The sequence below is a fragment of the Achromobacter sp. RTa genome, assembly GCF_000757485.1.
Lineage (GTDB): Bacteria > Pseudomonadota > Gammaproteobacteria > Burkholderiales > Burkholderiaceae_B > Achromobacter.
The window spans coordinates 225,812-243,469 of sequence record NZ_JPYO01000013.1 but is presented as its reverse complement, the minus strand read 5'-3'; the positions used below and the strand labels follow the sequence as shown (position 1 = coordinate 243,469).

General features: G+C 66.6%; 15 protein-coding genes and 3 tRNA genes. 13 read left to right on the top strand and 5 right to left on the bottom strand.

Annotated elements, in window-relative coordinates:
• Positions 1-26: 26 nt before the first annotated feature.
• Positions 27-947, top strand: coding sequence for a ParB/RepB/Spo0J family partition protein (locus tag JL37_RS05795; RefSeq protein WP_043542590.1), 921 nt, complete (start codon positions 27-29; stop codon positions 945-947).
• A complete protein-coding gene (locus JL37_RS05790) occupies positions 940-1,944 on the top strand; it encodes an asparaginase (protein WP_043542588.1) in 1,005 nt (334 codons plus the stop codon). Before JL37_RS05795 ends, JL37_RS05790 begins: the two co-directional genes overlap by 8 nt.
• 14 nt (positions 1,945-1,958) lie before the next feature.
• Here JL37_RS05790 and JL37_RS05785 read toward each other — a convergent pair whose 3' ends face one another.
• The gene (locus tag JL37_RS05785) at positions 1,959-2,834 is read right to left on the bottom strand and encodes a LysR substrate-binding domain-containing protein (protein WP_043542587.1); all 876 of its coding nucleotides are present in this window, start codon (positions 2,832-2,834) and stop codon (positions 1,959-1,961) included.
• 115 nt (positions 2,835-2,949) lie between these two features.
• On the opposite strand from JL37_RS05785, the gene JL37_RS05780 reads away from it, so the two are divergent.
• The 4 genes from JL37_RS05780 (at position 2,950) to JL37_RS05765 (ending at position 7,495) form a co-directional block, all read left to right on the top strand.
• On the top strand, positions 2,950-3,537 hold the full coding sequence (locus JL37_RS05780) for a cysteine dioxygenase family protein (RefSeq protein WP_043542586.1): 588 nt from the start codon (positions 2,950-2,952) through the stop codon (positions 3,535-3,537).
• A 2-nt stretch (positions 3,538-3,539) separates the two neighbouring features.
• Positions 3,540-4,721: a cystathionine beta-lyase gene (gene metC, locus JL37_RS05775; RefSeq protein ID WP_043542585.1), complete on the top strand. Its 1,182-nt coding sequence runs from the start codon at positions 3,540-3,542 to the stop codon at positions 4,719-4,721.
• Between the two features lie 8 nt (positions 4,722-4,729).
• Entirely contained in the window at positions 4,730-6,325 is a 1,596-nt protein-coding gene (locus JL37_RS05770; RefSeq protein WP_043542655.1) for a rhodanese-like domain-containing protein, read from the top strand.
• Between the two features lie 174 nt (positions 6,326-6,499).
• On the top strand, positions 6,500-7,495 hold the full coding sequence (locus tag JL37_RS05765; protein ID WP_043542583.1) for a tripartite tricarboxylate transporter substrate binding protein: 996 nt from the start codon (positions 6,500-6,502) through the stop codon (positions 7,493-7,495).
• A 9-nt stretch (positions 7,496-7,504) separates the two neighbouring features.
• Here JL37_RS05765 and JL37_RS05760 read toward each other — a convergent pair whose 3' ends face one another.
• Genes JL37_RS05760 through JL37_RS05745 form a run of 4 tightly spaced genes read right to left on the bottom strand, consistent with a single transcriptional unit; the run spans position 7,505 to position 12,049 of the window.
• The gene (locus JL37_RS05760) at positions 7,505-8,266 is read right to left on the bottom strand and encodes a DeoR/GlpR family DNA-binding transcription regulator (protein WP_043542582.1); all 762 of its coding nucleotides are present in this window, start codon (positions 8,264-8,266) and stop codon (positions 7,505-7,507) included.
• A 17-nt stretch (positions 8,267-8,283) separates the two neighbouring features.
• Positions 8,284-9,966 (bottom strand): ABC transporter permease subunit, encoded by a 1,683-nt coding sequence (locus JL37_RS05755; protein WP_052096881.1) that lies wholly within the window; start codon positions 9,964-9,966, stop codon positions 8,284-8,286.
• Between the two features lie 31 nt (positions 9,967-9,997).
• Positions 9,998-11,005 (bottom strand): ABC transporter ATP-binding protein, encoded by a 1,008-nt coding sequence (locus JL37_RS05750; RefSeq protein WP_043542581.1) that lies wholly within the window; start codon positions 11,003-11,005, stop codon positions 9,998-10,000.
• Between the two features lie 36 nt (positions 11,006-11,041).
• The gene (locus JL37_RS05745; protein ID WP_156124228.1) at positions 11,042-12,049 is read right to left on the bottom strand and encodes an ABC transporter substrate-binding protein; all 1,008 of its coding nucleotides are present in this window, start codon (positions 12,047-12,049) and stop codon (positions 11,042-11,044) included.
• Positions 12,050-12,242: 193 nt separating this feature from the next.
• Between JL37_RS05745 and hisN the strand changes: the two genes are divergently transcribed.
• The 7 genes from hisN (at position 12,243) to JL37_RS05710 (ending at position 17,602) form a co-directional block, all read left to right on the top strand.
• Positions 12,243-13,049: a histidinol-phosphatase gene (gene hisN, locus JL37_RS05740; protein ID WP_043542580.1), complete on the top strand. Its 807-nt coding sequence runs from the start codon at positions 12,243-12,245 to the stop codon at positions 13,047-13,049.
• Between the two features lie 60 nt (positions 13,050-13,109).
• The gene (locus JL37_RS05735; RefSeq protein ID WP_043542579.1) at positions 13,110-14,495 is read left to right on the top strand and encodes a glutamine synthetase family protein; all 1,386 of its coding nucleotides are present in this window, start codon (positions 13,110-13,112) and stop codon (positions 14,493-14,495) included.
• Between the two features lie 29 nt (positions 14,496-14,524).
• Positions 14,525-15,913 carry an aldehyde dehydrogenase family protein gene (locus tag JL37_RS05730; RefSeq protein ID WP_043542578.1) on the top strand — a complete coding sequence of 463 codons (1,389 nt, stop codon included), beginning with the start codon at positions 14,525-14,527 and terminating at the stop codon, positions 15,911-15,913.
• Positions 15,914-15,937: 24 nt separating this feature from the next.
• Entirely contained in the window at positions 15,938-17,101 is a 1,164-nt protein-coding gene (locus tag JL37_RS05725) for an iron-containing alcohol dehydrogenase (RefSeq protein ID WP_043542577.1), read from the top strand.
• 110 nt (positions 17,102-17,211) lie between these two features.
• Positions 17,212-17,298: transfer RNA gene (locus JL37_RS05720), tRNA-Tyr, on the top strand.
• 145 nt (positions 17,299-17,443) lie between these two features.
• Positions 17,444-17,517, top strand: a tRNA-Gly gene (locus JL37_RS05715).
• A gap of 10 nt (positions 17,518-17,527) precedes the next feature.
• Positions 17,528-17,602 (top strand) — tRNA-Thr (locus JL37_RS05710).
• Positions 17,603-17,658 lie beyond the last annotated feature (56 nt).

The window sequence follows — 17,658 nt, the reverse complement described above, 5'->3', positions numbered from 1 at the left end:
AAAACAGAAGGAAAGAGGATTTAACTATGGCCACCAAGAAACCCAAGGGATTGGGTCGCGGACTGGACGCCTTGCTCGGCGCGGACGCGCCCGCCATCGAAAACATCGGCAAGGCCGTGGCCAAGCCCGAGGGTCCGCCGTCCACCTTGCCCGTCTCGAAGATGCGCGCCGGCAAATACCAGCCGCGCACGCGCATGGACGAAGGCGCATTGGGCGAACTGGCCGAATCGATCCGCACGCAAGGCATCATGCAACCCATTCTCGTGCGGGCATTGGGCGAGGCCGCGCCCGGCCACTACGAAATCATCGCGGGCGAGCGCCGTTTCCGGGCCGCCCAGATCGCGGGCCTGAAGGAAGTGCCCGTGCTGGTGCGTGAAGTGGCCGACGAGAACGCGGCCGTCATGGCGCTTATCGAGAACATCCAGCGCGAAGACCTGAATCCCCTGGAAGAGGCGCAGGGCGTGCGCCGGCTGCTGGACGAATTCGGGCTGACGCACGAGCAGGCCGCCCAGGCGATCGGCCGTTCGCGTTCGGCCACCAGCAACCTGCTGCGCCTGCTCAACCTGGCCGCGCCGGTTCAGACCATGCTGCTGGCCGGCGACGTGGACATGGGCCATGCGCGCGCGTTGCTGGCCGTCGACGCGGCTACGCAGATCCAGCTGGCCAACCTGATCATCGCGCGCCGCCTGTCGGTGCGCGAAGCCGAAAAGCTGGTCGCCAAGACCGCCAAGGACGCCGACGCATCCGCCTCGCCCAAGAAGAAGGCCAATGGCGCGTCGCGCGACCTGACCCGCCTGGAAGAAGCCCTGTCCGACCATCTGGGCACGCGCGTCGCGCTGAAGGTGGGCGCCAAGGAAAAGGGCCAGATCGTCATCGACTTCCATGGCTGGGAACACCTGAATTCCCTGCTCGAACGCCAGGGCTTGTCCGGGGTGGTGGATGCCTGATCGCGCGCTGCCTGTCATCGCGGTATTGGCGACGGGCGGCACGATTGCCGGCGCCCAGGCAGACGCGACTTCCGCGGGTTACAAGGCCGGGTCGTTTTCCGTCGGCGATCTGCTGGCCGCCGTGCCGCAGCTGGCCGGCATCGCCGACATCCGCGCCGAGCAGATCGCCAACGTCGGCAGCCAGAACATGACGCACGGCGTGTGGCAGGCGCTGGCCGCCCGCGTAGAGGCCTTGTGCCGGGACGCGTCGGTGGCCGGCATCGTCATCACGCACGGCACGGACACGCTGGAGGAAACGGCGTATTTCCTGAGCCTGGTCATCCGCCACGACAAGCCCATCGTGCTGGTGGGCGCCATGCGCCCGGCCACCGCGCTGGGCGCCGAGGGGCCCGCCAATCTTTATAACGCCGTGGCGCTGGCGCGCCATCCCGAGGCCCGGGGCCGCGGGCCGTTGGTCGTCATGAACGAAGACGTGCACTACGCCCGCGAGATCCAGAAGACCGCCAGCGCCGGCCTGTGCGCATTCGCCTCGCCCAATCGCGGCCGCGCTGGCGTGATGCACGGCGCCGCGCCGATCTTCTACTCCCGCAACACCACCGTCCACACGACGGAAAGCGAGTTTTCACTCGCATTGCTCGAAAAGGCCGGATGGCCCCGCGTGGACGTCGTCTACGCCCACGCCAACCTGCAGGCCGATCTGATCGATTTCCTGGCCGGCGCCGCGGACGGCATCGTGCTGGCGGGCGTCGGAGACGGCAATGCGACCGACCTGGCCATCGACGGACTGGTGCGGGCCGCCTCCAATGGCGTGGCGGTCGTGCGATCCAGCCGCACGGGCAGCGGCTTCGTTGCGCGCGACGTCGAACTGGACGATGCCGGCATGGGATTCGTCGCCGCGCGCGACCTGAACCCGCAAAAGGCGCGCATCCTGCTGATGTTGGGCCTGTCCATCACGCGCGACCCGGCCGCCCTGCAGCGAATTTTCGACCGCTATTGAATGGGCCCTGGCGGCTAGGCCGCCACGTCGCCTTGCTGCGCCAGGCCGAGGTTGGCCCTGAGCATGTCATAGACCTGCCGCGTCAGCGGATTGATCAGGTCACGCCTTATCCACAGGAAATACGTGACGTCCGGCAAGGGAGGCAGCCCCTCCTTTTCTCCCAGCACGCGCATCTCCGGGCCCAGCAGTTCCACGCTGCGCGCCGTCACGCCCAGGCGGGCTCGCAGCGCCGCCTTTATCCCCACCAGGTTCGGCGCCACATAGTTGGTGTGCCAGCGCACGCGCGCCTGTTCCAGCGCATTGAGGGCCAGGCGGCGGAAGATGCTGGGCTCATCGGCCAGCACCAGCGGCACGGGAGCATGCACGTCGTGCACATAGTCCGCGGAGGCCAGCCACACCGTCGGCGAAGTGCGCAGCGCCACCCCTTCGAAGTCCTGATCGAAGCGGGTGGAGATCGTGAGGTCGATTTCGCCGGCTCGCAGCGCGTCCATCAGGATGGGGCTGCGGTCCGTGCGGATTTCCAGCTTCACGCGGGGCGCCGAGCGCGCGATATGCATGAGCAGCGTGGGAAGTATGGTGTCCGCCACGTCCAACGGGGCGCCCAGGCGCAGGTCTCCTTCCAGCGGCCCGTCCTGCAGGGCGCGCAGCGCCTCGTCGTTGATGGCCAGGATATGGCGGGCATATTCCACGAGACGGCGCCCGTGCGACGACAGCACCTTGTTACGGCCCTGCTTTTCGAACAGGGGCCGGCCTATGGTGGATTCCAGCCGCTGCATCTGCTGCGTGACGGCCGACTGCGTCTTGTAGAGCCGGTTGGCCGCTTCCGAGAACGTCTCGTATTGGGCGATGGCGGCCAGCGTGCGGAGCAGGTCCAGATCCAGGTTGCGCATGGATGGCTCAAAAGTATTAGGAACGCTAATAGGATATTAAGGCAATTTAAATTGTCCGGTGCCCGGCCGGGGGATACATTAAATCCGATAACGACTGAAACCAGGGAAAATCCAAGTGAGCAATCCGCATCCTCATCAGGCCGGCATCGACGGCGCCATCGGAAATATTAAGAAAACTGTAGGAAATAAGGGGCTGAACCGGGACAGCCTGAAGGTCGTGCTCGACGAGCTGGTGGCGTTGGCCGGCCACGCGGACTGGTGGGCCGCGGACCGCTATCCCGCGCCGGAGGACGGCGAACGCCAGGCGCGCTACCTGATCGCCGAGGATGCCGACAAGAGCTACGCGCTGTATTTGAACGTGATGCGTCCCGGCAAGCAGATCGTTCCACACAATCACACGACGTGGGCCTGTATCGCTGCCGTTGAAGGCGTGGAATACAACTACGTCTACGACCGCCTCGACGACGGTTCCGAGCCCGGCGTGGGCCGCCTGGAAAAAACGGGAACCGTCGTGGTGGGGCCGGGCGCCGGCATCGCCCTGATGCCCGACGATATCCACGCGGTGGAAATCCAGGGCGATAGCGTCATCCGGCACCTGCACATGTACGGGCGGGCGCTGGAAACGCTGAATGAGCGCCTGGCGTTCGATCTCGAAGCCGGCACCTGCAAGGTCATGCCGATCGGCGTGCAGACCCGCCGTTGATCATGAGCAAGCCCCTTCGGCCCGCGACGCGCCTGCTGCGCGCAGGGCGTCCCCATCAAGGCTGGGTCAATACGCCCGTCACGCGCGCCAGCACCTACGTCTTCGACAGCGTGCAGGCGTGGCGCGATACGCGCGCCCGCCGCGAAGAGGAACGCCTGCCGTCCTATGGCGCGCGCGGCACCGACAGCACGCACGCGCTCGAAGACGCGCTGGTCGAACTCGAGGCCGGCCATCGCGCCAAGCTTTATCCTACCGGCCAGGCCGCCATCGCCACGGTGCTGCTCGCCTATCTGCGCGCCGGAGACCACGTGCTTGTTACCGACGCGGTGTACGAACCCGTGCGCCGCTTCTGTTCCGAGCACCTGTCCCGGCTGGGCATCGAATATACGTATTACCGGCCGGATGGCGCCGGCGTCGCGGAACTCATCCGGCCCAACACGCGGATGATCTATGCGGAGTCGCCGGGTTCCCTGACCTACGAGATGCCGGACCTGCCCGCGCTCGCGGAATTGGCCCGCCGGCATGATTGCTGGCTGGCTGTGGATAACACCTGGGCGTCTGGCTTGCTCTGCAAGCCTCTGGCGCTGGGCGCCGATATTTCCATCCTGGCGGCCACCAAATACCTGGGCGGGCATGCCGACGTGATGATGGGAGCGGCCGTAACCAATGCGCGCGCCTGGCGCGCCCTCGAACGCGCCACCATCGACCTCGGCCAGACCGTCGGCGCCGACGACGCATTCCTGGTGTTGCGCGGGATGCGCTCGCTGCCGCTGCGCATGGCGCAGCATGCGCGCAGCGCGTTGCGAGTGGCGGATTGGCTCCTGGGCCGTCCCGAAGTGGAGCGCGTCCTCTGTCCGGCCCTGCCCGGAGATCCCTCGCACGCCATCTGGAAGCGCGACTGCAGCGGCGCCAACGGCCTGTTGACGGTGGAGTTTTCGGACGCCCTGGGCGAGGCGGATGTCGAACGCCTGATCGACAGCCTGCGGCTCTTCGGCATCGGCGCGTCGTGGGGCGGCTTTGAAAGCCTGGTGATCCCCGTGCGGCTGGACACCAGCCGGTCGCTGCCCGATACCGTCCGGCGCGGGGTCATGGCGCGCCTGCATATAGGCCTCGAGGACCCCGATGATCTCATCGCCGACCTCGAACAGGCGCTGACCGCGCTTTCCCTTTCCCGTTCACTCTGAATCAGATGATGCATTCCATCCAAGATCATTCCGTCGCCGACATTGATTCGCACACGCTCAAGCAATGGCTGCATGACGGTGACGAGATCGCGTTGCTGGACGTGCGCGAACACGGCCAGTACGGCGAGTCCCACCTGTTCTACGCGGTGCCGGTGCCGTATAGCCGCCTGGAGGTGGACGTGGCGCGCCTGGCGCCGCGGCGCGACGTGCGGATGGCGATCTACGACGAAGGGGGCGCCGACGGCACGGCGGCGCGCGCTGCCCGCGCCTTGGCGGCGCTGGGCTACACCAATGTGCACCGCCTGGCGGGCGGCATTGCGCAATGGCGGCAAGATGGCTACGCCGCCTTCGCCGGCGTGAATGTGCCCAGCAAGACGTTCGGCGAATTGGCCGAAGAGGTTTTCCACACCCCGCGCATTGGCGCACGCGAACTTGCCGAGCGGCAGCGTCGCGGCGACGACCTGATCGTGCTGGATGGAAGGCCCTATGCCGAGTACCAGAAGATGAGCATCCCGGGCGGCGTCTGCTGCCCGAATGGCGAACTGGCGCTGCGCGCCCATACGCTGGCCAAGAGCCCCCGGACCACCATCGTCATCAACTGCGCGGGCCGCACACGCAGCATCATCGGCGCGCAGACGCTGATCAACCTGGGCGTGCCCAATCCCGTCTATGCCCTGGAAAACGGCACGCAGGGCTGGTATCTCGAAGACCTGCAGCTGGAGCACGGGGCGCTGCGCCGCTACGCCGACGACATCGCGCCGCAGGACGTGCCCGCGCTGGCGCGGCGTTCCGCGGCGCTGGCGGAACGTCATGGCGTGCCCACGGTGTCCGCGGACGAGGTGCAGGCCTGGCTGCGCGACGCGACACGCACCACTTTCCTGTGCGACGTGCGCAGCGCGGAAGAGTATCTCCAGGGCTCCCTGCCCGGCGCGCAGCACACGCCGGGGGGGCAGTTGATCCAGGCCACGGACCAGTATGTGGCCGTGAGGGGCGCGCGCATCGTGGTGTTCGACGCCGAGGGCGTGCGGGCTCCGGTCATCGCCAGCTGGCTGCGGCAGATGGGCTGGGACGCCAGCGTGCTGAGGGAAGGCGTGCACGCCAGGCTGGAGCGTGGCGCCGACGAGGCGCGCGCGCCGGAGATCCGCCTGCTGGGCGATGCAGAACTGGCCGCGGCGATCGCGCAAGGCGCGCAACTGATCGATATCCGTCCCGGAATGCGCTATCGCGCCAAACATATCGCCGGCGCACACTGGGCCATCCGGCCGCGCTTCGACCGCCTGTCCCTGGACGCCTCGCGCCCGGTTGTGCTGCTGGCCGAAGACGCCGCGCTGGCCGCGTGGGCGGCGCAGGATCTGGCGGCGCTCGGAATGCATGACATCAGCGCCAATGCCGGCACGCCGGCCGGCTGGTCCGTACAGGGCATTGCGCTGGAATCCACGCCCGACGCGCCCGCCGATGCGGATTGCATCGACTACCTGTTCTTCGTGCATGACCGCCACGATGGCAACAAGGCCGCGGCGCGCCAGTACCTGGCCTGGGAGACCAACCTGGTCAGGCAGATAGACGAACGCGAACTCGCGGGCTACCGCTTTCCCGCGAGCTAGATAGCGCCGGGCGAGCCCGCCGACGCCCGTCGGCGCGGCAAACGCCGGCGCGCCAACGCATTCATTCTGACAGTACGCCCCGCGGCCCGCGCCGCAGGGGTGCGGACGGTTCATGGCGAACCGAAATGCAACGGACGGCCGAGCATCCGGCCGCCAACACAAGGGGAAATACAGATGAAGCAGATCGCATCGCACGTTTGCAAGGCCGCGGCCCTCGCCGGCCTGTTGTGGGCAGGCGCCACCCAGGCCCAGGCGCCCGCGCCTTTGGCCGACTATCCCAAGCAGGCCATCACCATTGTGTCGCCGTTTCCGCCGGGCGGCGGCAACGACGGCGTGGCGCGCCTCCTCGCGCAGGAGCTCGGCGCCATCACGGGCCAGAGCGTGGTTGTGGAAAACCGCTCGGGCGCCGGCGGCAACGTCGGCACCGCGCAGGTGTCGCGGGCCAAGCCCGACGGCTACACCCTGGTGATGTCGCAGACCAGCGTGATGGCGGTCAATCCACGCCTCTACAAGAACGTAGGCTTCGATCCGATCAAGGACTTCGTGCCCATCTCCCAGATCACGTCCGCGCCGCTGGTGCTCGTGGCGCGCGCCGAGAGCCCGTACAAGACGCTCAACGATTACCTGGACGCCGCGCGCAAGCAACCGGGCGTCATCACCTACGCGACGCCCGGAAACGGCACCATGAGCCATCTGATGGGGGCGCTGGTGTCGCAGAAGGCCGGCGTGAAGCTCGTGCACGTGCCGTACCGGGGCGCCGCGCCCGCCATCACCGACCTGATGGGCGGCACGGTGGACATGCTCATCACTTCGCCGGCATCGGCCGAGCCGATGGTGGCCGCGGGCAAGCTGCGCATCCTGGCGCTCAGCCACGAAAACAGCATCGGCCTGTTCAAAGGCGCGCCCACGCTCAAGCAAGCCGGCATGGACGGCATTACGGCCGACGACTGGTACGGCCTCTTCGCGCCCGCGGGCACTCCTCCCGATCGCATTGCCTATCTGGCGCAGGCGGTGGAGCAGGCGATGAAGTCGCCCGGCGTGATCGCGAAGATCAACAGCGGCGGCAGCTGGGCGGTGGGCAGCAAGCCCGACGCGTTCAAGACGCGGCTGCAGGAAGACGCGGTGTACTGGGCCGGCATGGTGAAGACCGCCGGCGTGTCGCTGGATTGAGATCCCGCGTCATACGGCCAGGACGCGTCCGACCGCCGATTTCAAGGCCGCATAGGCGGGCGCCTTCTGCGCGCTGGCGTTGGTGACCAGATGATCTATGCGGTCGGCGCGGCAATAGGACACGCGGCTGCACAGGCCGATCTTGCTGAAATCGGCCAACAGCACCAATTGCTTGGCATTGGCGGTCATGGCGCGCGCCACCTCCGCCTCGCGCAGGTCATAGTTGGTGGCGCCGCACTCCGCATCCACGCCAACGGGCGACAGCAGCGCCAGGTCGGCGCGGTAGCGGTGGATCTCGCCTATCGTGATGTCGCCGGCGGTGGCGCATACCGGACCGTCCACCGAGCCGCCCAGCATGATCAGCTGGTTGGCGCCGCTGCCCGCGGTGCCGATCTTCAGGGCCACGTCGAACGAGTTGGTGATGACGGTCAGGCCCGACAGCTTGGCCAGTTCGTCGGCCAGCACGCTGGTAGTGCTGCCCGCGTCCAGGAACAGGGTCTGGCCGCTGGACACCAGGCCCGCCGCCGCGCGTGCGACGGCGCGCTTGTATTTGACGCGGGTATGCACGCGCTCCGCGATGGGCGGTTCGCTGTGAACGGGCACCGCGCCGCCATGCACGCGGCGCAGCTCGCCCATTGCCTCCAGCTCCAATAGATCTCGCCTGACCGTTTCCCGGGATACCCCGAGTTCGCCGACGATACGGTCGGTCGATACCTGCTGCAGTGAAGACAGCAGGGCGCGGATTCTCTGATACCGCTCTTCTTGCCACATGTCCGATGCTTCCTAGTCTATGCCCGCCGCCGTGCGGCCCAGGCAATCAGCGCGCGCAACACCAGCAGGGAACCTCCAACGACCAGCATGATAAGCGTTGAATAGGCCGCCGCCTGCGATACGAACCCGGCTTCGTCCAGTCGCAGGACAGAGACCGGCGCGACGCTGACGGATGGGGTGACCAGGAAGATCACCGCCGAAAGGGTAACCATCGAGCGCATGAACAAAAAGAAGAAGACGCCCAGCACGGTGGGGCCGATCAACGGCAGCACCGCATCGCGCAGCACGCGCAGCGTGCCGCCGCCCAGGCAGCTGACCGCCTCCTCCAGGGCCTGCGGCACGGCGCGCATGCCCGTCATCATCGTCAGGAAGCCCTGCGTGTGGTAGTGGTAGAAGTTGCACAGCGCGATCAGGGCGGCGCTGCCATAGAGCGCATACAGCGGCGTGCCCGGCGCGTTGAACGCGAAGATGTAGGACAGGCCGAGGACCAGGCCCGGCACGCCCACCGGCAACACCGCCAGCATGTACACGGGCTTGGCCCACGCGCGCGGGATGCGGCACACGCCGAAGCTCAGGAAGAACAGCAGTAGCACCCCGCCGCCCGCCGCGGCCAGGGACAGGTACAAGGAGGTCCAGAGCGGCGCATAGCCGCCGCTGACGGTGATGTCGTAGTGCTTCAGCGTCCATTCCATGCGATAGGGCCAAAGCCGCATGAAACTCGCGAAGATTACGGTGGCCACCGTGACGATGATTGCGCTGCTCGCCAGCAGCACGCCGGCGCCGAAGGCCGCATCGCGGCCCCGCGCGGGTTGCGGCGTGACTTTGAGGCCGCTGGAAGAGGCCGAGCCGAACTGGCGTTGCGAGGCCACGCGCTCGATCTGCACGGATATCAAAGAGGGCAGCAGCAGCAGGATGCCCACCACGGATCCCATGCCGAAGTTCATCTGCCCGGACACCTGGCTGTAGATCTCGGTCGCCAGCACGCGGTAGTTGCCTCCGATCACCGCGGCGTTGCCGAAGTCGGTGATGGTGATGACGAACACGACGAAGGCCGCGCTGAGCAGGCCGAATTTGCAATTGGGCAAGGTGATGTCGAAGAATTGGCGGGGGCCCGACGCGCCCATGACTTCCGCTGCGTCGTAATAGCGCGCGTCCATGTTGCGCAAGGCCGCCTGCAGGATCAGCACGGCCTGGGGCAGGGCATAGAACACATTGGAGATCAGCAGGCCCCAGAAGCCATAGATATCGATTTCCCAGCCGGTCCAGCGATGCACCAGCCCGTTGCGGCCCAGCAGGAAGATCAGCCCCAGCCCCTGCACCAGCGAAGGAGCCAGCAGCGGCAGGACCAGCGCCACCCGCACGGCGGCCTTGCCGCGCATGCAGCTGCGGTCCAGGCCATAGGCAATGGCGAAGCCCAGCACGATGCTGACGGCCGTGGTGGCGAGGCTCATGACCAGGCTGTTCAGCGTTGCGGTCAGGATACCCCGGGTGGCGAAGACTTCGGCGTAATTTCCCAGGCCGATCGAACCGTCTTTTTCGACCAGGCTGTGCCAGGCGACGGTCGCGAGCGGATAAAGGAAGAACAGCGCCAGGCCCGCCATCGGGATGCCGACGCAGGTCCACAGCAGCATGCGGTCCGCCGACCAGGGCGCCCGCCCGGTTGGCGCCGCGATGGCCGTGCCGGCGTGGGCGGCGCTCACGCGGGGGCTCCGCAAGGGCGGGGCGTACGTTTCATACGCTCACCCAGGCGCACTGGCCGGGCTCCGCGTCCAGGCGCACGGGGGCGCCGCGCGACAATCCCGCCGCGCCGTGCTGCTCCACGACCAGTTCGCGCCCGCGCCAGGCGATGCGCAGGCGGGTGAGGTTGCCCATGAAGGTCATATCCTGCACGCGGCCGGCGCCGCGCTCGTCCGCAGCGACGCGCAGGTTCTCGGGCCGCAGGCAGGCCTCGTAGCGCTCGCTGTCGCCATCGGGCCGCGTCGCCAGCAATTCAGGCATGGCTTCCCGCACCCAGTCGGTCGGCAGCAGATTGCTCAGTCCGACGAAATTCGCCACGAAGCGCGTGCGGGGCCGCAGGTACAGATCGGCCGGCGAGCCCACCTGCTCGATGCGTCCGTCGTTCATGCAAACGATCTTGTCCGCCAGCGTCAGCGCCTCTTCCTGGTCATGCGTCACCATAATCGTGGGGATCTTCAGGCGGCGCTGCACGTCATGGATCTCGGCGCGCATGTCGGTGCGTACGCGCGCGTCCAGCGCGGACAAGGGTTCGTCCAGCAGGATCAGCGCAGGGTCCACGGCGAGCGCGCGCGCCAGGGCCACCCGCTGCTGCTGGCCGCCCGACAGCTGATGCGGATAGCGTTCGGCATGATCGGGCAATTTGATCAGCGCCAGCAGTTCCCCGACCCGCGATGCGATGCGGTCGCGGGTTTCGCCGCGGATGCGCAAGCCGTAGCCCACGTTCTCGGCCACGGTCATGTTCGGGAACAGGGAGTACGACTGGAACACGATGCCGAAGCCGCGCTTGCGCGCGGGCAGCGCGCTGAGGTCCCGTCCGCCCAGGGTGATGGCGCCGCGGTCGAACGGCAGCAGCCCGGCCACGATGCGCAGCAGCGTGGTCTTGCCGCAGCCGCTCGGGCCGAGCAGGCAGACGAATTCGTGCTCGCCCACGGACAGGTCGATGTCTTCCAGCGCGACCGAGCCGTCGAAAGTCTTGCGTATCCCGCGCAATTCCAGGTACATGGCGTCTCCCAGGACGGGCCGCGGCCGGCGCCGCCGTCAGCGCTTGATGGTTTCCTGCCAGGTCTTGATCGTGGCGTCCCGTTCCGCCGCCGATTTCTGGAAGTCCACGGGATACAGCACCGCGCCCAGGTCCTTGGGCAGGCCTGCCGCTTCCGCCGCCTTGTTGGGGGCGGCGCCGGGGATGGTGACGAGCTCCTTGTACTTGCTGTACAGGCCGCCCGCCTGTTGCGAGAGCGTCCAGTCCAGGAAGCGCTTGGCGTCCGCCGGATTCTTGGCCGTCTTCATCAGGCCGGAGGCTTCGAGTTCGTAGCCCACCCACTTGGAGGGGATCACCATCTTGATGGGATAGCCTTCTTCGATGGACTGCATGGCGGGGAAGGCGAAGGACACTCCGATCGCGTACTCGCCGGCGCGCGCCATCTTGCAAGGGCGGGAGCCGGACGGCGTGTACTGCGCAACGTTCTTGTCCAGGTCCTTGAGCAGCGCCCAGCCTTTTTCCTGGCCCAGGCCCTGCAGCAGCGCGACGATCTGGAGATAGCCGGTGCCGGACGCCGCGGGGCTGGGGATGACGATCTCGCCCTTGTAGACGGGCTTGGTCAGGTCTTCCCAGGACGTGGGCATGGGCAGGTTCTTGGACTTCAGCCTGTCGGTGTTCACACAGAAGGCCGCGACGTAGCCGGTGGCTGCGAACCATTTGTTGTCGGCGCCCTTGTACTTGGCGGGCAGGGCGTCGATCCCTTTGGCCGCGTACGGCTCAAGCAGTTTCTGCAGGCGCGGGTCCAGCATGTTGCTGACGGCGAACCCCCAGATGACGTCCTGCTGGGGATTCGACGCCTCGGCGATCAGGCGGGCGCCCAGGTCGCCCGTGGACAGCCGCAGCACGTTGACTTTGACGTCGGGCATGGCCGCATTGGCCGCCTTCAGATAGGCCGCGATCTCGTCTTCCTCGAGCGCGGTGTAGACGGTGATCGCGCCGGCATGCGCCTGTGCATAACCTAGGGAAATTACTGCAACCACAAGACTGAGCTTCTTCATACATTGCATGATGGGACTCCAGTTGGAATACACGGCAACGGTGCGAGCTACGTATGCGGACTGCGGTCTGCCAACCCGGTTGCGAGTTGCAGTTTTAGGTATGTTTGCAAATTTGTGGCAACGTGTCTAGACTGGAAAAACCAGTATGCGGGCATTTTTTTCGTAGACGCATCCGCCCGCGTCACGCCCGGAGGCATCGTCGATGCAAACTTCATTGCCGTTATCCGCGCCGCAACTCGCCGCCTATTCCGCATTCGCCCAGGCGCTGGCGGATCAGGTCCGGCCGCTGTCGCGCAAGTGGTTCCGGCACGCCCTGTCGATCGACACCAAGGCGGACGACAGCCCGGTCACCCAGGCGGACAGGGAGGTCGAAGCCGCCCTGCGGGAGGCAATCTCCCGGGAATACCCCGATCACGGCATTTTCGGCGAGGAGTTCGGCGCCTCGCACGCCGAGGCCGAGCTGGTGTGGTCGCTGGATCCGATAGATGGCACGCGCGCCTTCATTTCCGGCAATCCGCTGTGGGGCACGCTGCTGGCGCTGCTGCACCGGGGCAAGCCCGTGCTGGGGCTGATCGACGTTCCCATGCTGGACGAACGCTGGGTAGGGACGGCGGGCGGGCGCGCAAGCCTGAACGGCGCAGCCTGCCGCGCCAGCGGATGCACCGAATTGCGCCAGGCCATCCTCTACGCCACTTCGCCCGACATCTTCGCCGGCGCGGAGCTCGCCGCCTTCGACGCGCTGGCGCAGGCCGCGCGCATGCGCCGCTTCGGCGGTGACTGCTACAGCTACGGGCTCCTGGCCAGCGGCCATGTCGACCTCGTGGTCGAAGCCGGCCTGCAGCCATACGACTACCTGTCGCTGATGCCCGTGATCGAAGGGGCAGGCGGCGTCATTACCGATTGGTCGGGGCAGCCGCTAGGCCTCGAATCGCAGGGCCGCGTCGTCGCGGCCGCCACGCCGCAGCTGCATCGCCAGGCGATGCGGGTGCTGGGGGCTGCCGTGACCTGAACGCCGCGCCGCCCGCCCGCAGGTCAACGCAACGCTTCAGCCACAGCAAGGTGAACGAGCATGCATGCACTAGGGGTAGCAACGGTGGAAGACGCGGAGCGGCTGGTGCAAGCCAGCACGCTCTCGCACATCAAGGTCGGTCTGTCCGACATCGACGGCGTCATGCTGGGCAAGTATCTGCGCCGCGACAAGTTCCTGGGCGCGCTGCGCTCGGGCCTGGCATTTTGCGACGTCGTGTTCGGCTGGGATCTCGACGACCAGCTGTACGACAACACCAAGTACACCGGCTGGCATACGGCCTATCCCGACGCCAAGCTCAAGATCCTTCCTCACACAGGCCGCAGGCTGCCTTTGGAGCAGGGCCCGGGGGGCGAGGACATGCTGCTGTTCCTCGCTGAATTCGAAGGGGACGCGGGCGCCATCTGCCCGCGGCGCCTGCTGCACCGGACCCTCGAGCGGGCGGCCGCCATGGGCTACGACGCCTACGCCGCGCTGGAATACGAGTTCTTCATGTTCCGCGAAACGCCGCATTCCGTGCGCGCGAAGAACTATCGCAATCTGGAGAACTGGACGCCGGGAAATTTCGGCTATTCCGTGCTGCGCAGCACGGTCGAAGGCGATTTCTACCGCAAGCTGCTGGATATGTGCGAGCGCATGGACATGCCCATCGAAGGCTTGCACACCGAGACCGGGCCTGGCGTGCTGGAAGCCGCCATCGCGGTCGACCTGGCCGCGGCCGCGGGCGACAAGGCGTTCCTCTTCAAGACCTTCACCAAGGCCCTGGCGCAGCAGAACGGCCTGATGGCCACCTTCATGGCGAAATGGTCGCACGATCATCCGGGCCAGAGCGGCCACATCCATTTGTCGCTGCGCGACAGGAAGACCGGCCGTTCCGCGTTCCACGATGAATCCCGGCCCCACGGCATGAGCGCGACGCAGGCATCCTTCATGGCGGGCGTGCAGCGCTACCTGCCCGAATTCATGTCCCTGTACGCGCAGACCGTCAATAGCTATTCGCGGCTGGTGCCCGGATACTGGGCGCCGCTGGACGCCACCTGGGGCATGGAGAACCGCACCACCGCGCTTCGGCTCATCCCGGGCAGCGACAAATCGCAGCGTGTGGAGGTGCGCATCGGATCCGCCGACGCCAATCCCTACCTGGCCTTGTCCGCCGCCCTGGCCTCGGGCCTTTACGGCATTGAACAGGGCCTGGCGCCGGAGCCGATGGTACAGGGCAACGCTTACACGCAGCAGTTTCCCGCGCATTTGCGGCTGCCGTGCACCCTGTGGGAGGCAGCCCAGCGGCTGCGCGAATCCGAGGCCGCGCGCCATCTGTTCGGCGATGCGTTCGTGGAGCATTACGTGGCGACGCGCGAATGGGAAGAGCGGCAATTCCGGCGCCACGTCACAGATTGGGAGCTGGCGCGCTACTTCGAAATCATCTGATCACCGATATACGCTTGCACAGGGCAGCCATGACTCAGGAACTCATCACCATCAGTCCCATCGACGGGCGCGAGGTCGTCCGCCGTCCCTACGCCAGCGAAGCGCAGATCGCGCAGGCGCTGGCCGGCGCGCAGGCCGCGCAGCCGGCCTGGCATGCGCTGGGCGTGGCGGCGCGGGGACGCATCGTGTCGGACGCGGTGGACCGTTTCGTCGCGGCCAAGGACGAGATCGCGCGCGCCATCACCGTCCAGATGGGACGGCCTTTGCGCTACACCCCCGGCGAGGTATCGGGTTTCGAGGCCCGCGCGCGCCACATGGTCTCGATCGCGAGCGAGGCGCTGGCGCCTATCCAGGTGCCGGCGCAAGCAGGCTACACGCGTTTCATCAGCCGTGAACCCATCGGCGTCGCGCTGACCATCGCGCCGTGGAACTATCCTCTGTTGACCGCCGTGAACAGCATCGTGCCCGCGCTGATGGCGGGAAATGCCGTCATCCTCAAGCATTCCGATCAGACGCCGCTTTGCGCGGAGTTCATCGAACGGGCGTTCCGGGAGGCCGGCGCGCCCAAGGGCGTGTTCCAGTATCTGCATGCCAGTCACGATATTGCGCAGCGGCTGATCCGCGCGCCCGAGATCGGCTATGTGTCTTTCACCGGTTCGGTGCGGGGAGGGCGCGCCGTGGAAGAGGGGGCGGCCGGGCGGTTCATCGGAGCCGGGCTGGAACTGGGCGGCAACGATCCGGCCTACGTGCGGGCGGACGCCAAGATCGACCATGCGGTCGAAACGCTGGTGGACGGAGCCTACTTCAATTCGGGCCAATCCTGCTGCGGCATTCAACGCATCTACGTGGCGCGGCCGCTCTACGACGAGTTCGTGGAGCGCGCCGTCGCCCTGACGCGGGGCTATGTGCTGGGCGATCCGCTGGACGCCGACACGACGCTCGGGCCTGTCGTGCGCGTTCGGGCCGCCGCCGAGATCCGAGAGATCGTCGACGAGGCCATATCCGCCGGAGCCAGGAACCTGATAGATTCCTCGCATTTCAATAAAGCGAGTAAAGACTCGCCTTATGTGGCGCCAGCCTTGCTGACCCAGGTCGACCACCGCATGCGCGTGATGAACGACGAGTGTTTTGGTCCGGTGGTGGGCGTCATGGCGGTCGACAGCGACGAGGAGGCCGTCGCGCTGATGAACGACAGTCCATATGGGCTGACGGCTGCGGTTTTCACACAGGACGAGGAAGCCGCCCTGCATATCGGCCGCCGGGTCGAGGCGGGCACGTTCTTCATGAACCGGTGCGACTACCTCGATCCCGCCCTGGCCTGGACCGGGGTCAAGAATTCCGGCCGCGGCGTCTCGCTGTCGGTCGTTGGCTACGAGCAGCTCACGCAAGCCAAATCCTTTCATCTGCGCAGCGTCTGACAGGGCGCCCACAGGAAGCGAACCATGAACGTGCCCAGCGTAAATTGGAATTACCCCACCGCCATCAAGGCCGGTCCGGGCCGCATCAAGGAGTTGCCGGACTGGTGCCGCGAACTTGGCATGACGCGCCCGCTGCTCGTGACGGACCCGGGGCTCGCCGCGCTGCCGATGGTGGTCGGCGCGGTGGCCGCCTGCCGGCAGGCGGGTCTCGAATGCGGCCTGTTCGACGGGATCAAGGGCAATCCCACGGGCCGCAATGTCGACGATGGCGTGGCCGCCTACCGGCAGGGCGCCCACGATGGCGTGATCGCGCTGGGCGGCGGGTCCGCGCTGGACGCGGCGAAAGCGGTTGCGCTGATGGCGGGGCAGAAGCGTCCGTTATGGGATTTCGAGGACGTGGGCGACAACTACCTGCGCGTGGACGTGGCCGGCATGGCGCCGGTGGTGGCGGTGCCGACCACTGCGGGAACCGGTTCCGAGGTGGGGCGGGCCTCCGTCATCACCGACGAGTCCGCCGAGGTCAAGCGCATCATCTTCCATGCGCGCATGCTGCCGGCCATCGTGATTCTCGACCCCGAGCTCACGGTGGGGCTGCCGCCGGGAATCACGGCCGCGACCGGCATGGACGCGCTCTCGCACAATCTCGAGGCGTACTGTTCGCCGTTCTTCCATCCCATGGCGGCGGGCATCGCGATCGAGGGCATGCGCATGATCAGGGAATACCTGCCCCAGGCGGTGGCCGATGGCGGCGATCTGCAGGCGCGGCAGCAGATGCTGGTGGCCTCCTGCATGGGGGCCACCGCCTTCCAGCGCGGCCTGGGGGCCATGCACGCGCTGGCGCACCCGCTGGGGGCGCTGTACGACGCACACCACGGCACCCTGAACGCCATTCTCATGCCCTATGTATTGAAGGCCAACCAGCAGGCGGTGGCGCCGCGGCTGGAGGCGTTGGCGCGCTACCTGGACCTGCCGGGCCAGGGCCCTGGCGCGGTGCTGGAGTGGGTGCTGGCCTTGCGCGAGTCCCTGGGGATCCCCCATACGCTCGCGGAGATCGGCATAGACGAGGCCCAGGCCGAGCGGGTGGGGCGCATGGCGGCCGAGGACCCGTCGGCCGGCACCAACCCCGTCGCCTACACGCCAGGGCAGTACGCCGATCTTTTTCGTGCAGCAATCCGCGGAAACCTGTAAGCTACGCCCCCTCTGCGCGCAAACGCGGAGTCGCTCTGAACGGGATTTTGAATATTTCGTCCGAATCGTTTGACACCGGATCTGAAAGTGTTCATAATCTCGAATTCTCTGGAGGGGTGCCCGAGTGGTTAAAGGGGGCAGACTGTAAATCTGTTGGCCTTGCGCCTACGTTGGTTCGAATCCAACCTCCTCCACCAGAGACCCATACCCGAATCCAGGCGCAGTTGGCCTGGATTTGCAATGTAAGGCCAGGAAGCGCTGGGCCGCCTTCGCAAGGAAGGTGGCAAGGCTTTCTGGGCTTGATGTTGAAAGGTTTGGGAAAGAGAAGGTGAAAGGGTAGCCGCGGGTGTAGCTCAATGGTAGAGCAGAAGCCTTCCAAGCTTACGACGAGGGTTCGATTCCCTTCACCCGCTCCAAGCTTTATATGCCCATGTGGCTCAGTGGTAGAGCACTCCCTTGGTAAGGGAGAGGTCGCGCGTTCGATCCGCGCCATGGGCACCACTAATTTCCAAAGTTCTTTTCTTCAGTCAGAAGCGCAATCCAGGTCAGGAGTCAGC

What these genes read in the sequence shown, in the direction of transcription:
- JL37_RS05795 (WP_043542590.1), top strand. Translation starts at nt 27, where the DNA reads ATGGCCACCAAGAAACCCAAGGGATTGGGTCGCGGACTGGACGCCTTG.
- JL37_RS05790 (WP_043542588.1), top strand. Translation starts at nt 940, where the DNA reads ATGCCTGATCGCGCGCTGCCTGTCATCGCGGTATTGGCGACGGGCGGC.
- JL37_RS05785 (WP_043542587.1), bottom strand. Translation starts at nt 2,834, where the DNA reads ATGCGCAACCTGGATCTGGACCTGCTCCGCACGCTGGCCGCCATCGCC.
- metC (WP_043542585.1), top strand. Translation starts at nt 3,540, where the DNA reads ATGAGCAAGCCCCTTCGGCCCGCGACGCGCCTGCTGCGCGCAGGGCGT.
- JL37_RS05770 (WP_043542655.1), top strand. Translation starts at nt 4,730, where the DNA reads ATGCATTCCATCCAAGATCATTCCGTCGCCGACATTGATTCGCACACG.
- JL37_RS05765 (WP_043542583.1), top strand. Translation starts at nt 6,500, where the DNA reads ATGAAGCAGATCGCATCGCACGTTTGCAAGGCCGCGGCCCTCGCCGGC.
- JL37_RS05760 (WP_043542582.1), bottom strand. Translation starts at nt 8,266, where the DNA reads ATGTGGCAAGAAGAGCGGTATCAGAGAATCCGCGCCCTGCTGTCTTCA.
- JL37_RS05750 (WP_043542581.1), bottom strand. Translation starts at nt 11,005, where the DNA reads ATGTACCTGGAATTGCGCGGGATACGCAAGACTTTCGACGGCTCGGTC.
- JL37_RS05745 (WP_156124228.1), bottom strand. Translation starts at nt 12,049, where the DNA reads ATGCAATGTATGAAGAAGCTCAGTCTTGTGGTTGCAGTAATTTCCCTA.
- hisN (WP_043542580.1), top strand. Translation starts at nt 12,243, where the DNA reads ATGCAAACTTCATTGCCGTTATCCGCGCCGCAACTCGCCGCCTATTCC.
- JL37_RS05735 (WP_043542579.1), top strand. Translation starts at nt 13,110, where the DNA reads ATGCATGCACTAGGGGTAGCAACGGTGGAAGACGCGGAGCGGCTGGTG.
- JL37_RS05730 (WP_043542578.1), top strand. Translation starts at nt 14,525, where the DNA reads ATGACTCAGGAACTCATCACCATCAGTCCCATCGACGGGCGCGAGGTC.
- JL37_RS05725 (WP_043542577.1), top strand. Translation starts at nt 15,938, where the DNA reads ATGAACGTGCCCAGCGTAAATTGGAATTACCCCACCGCCATCAAGGCC.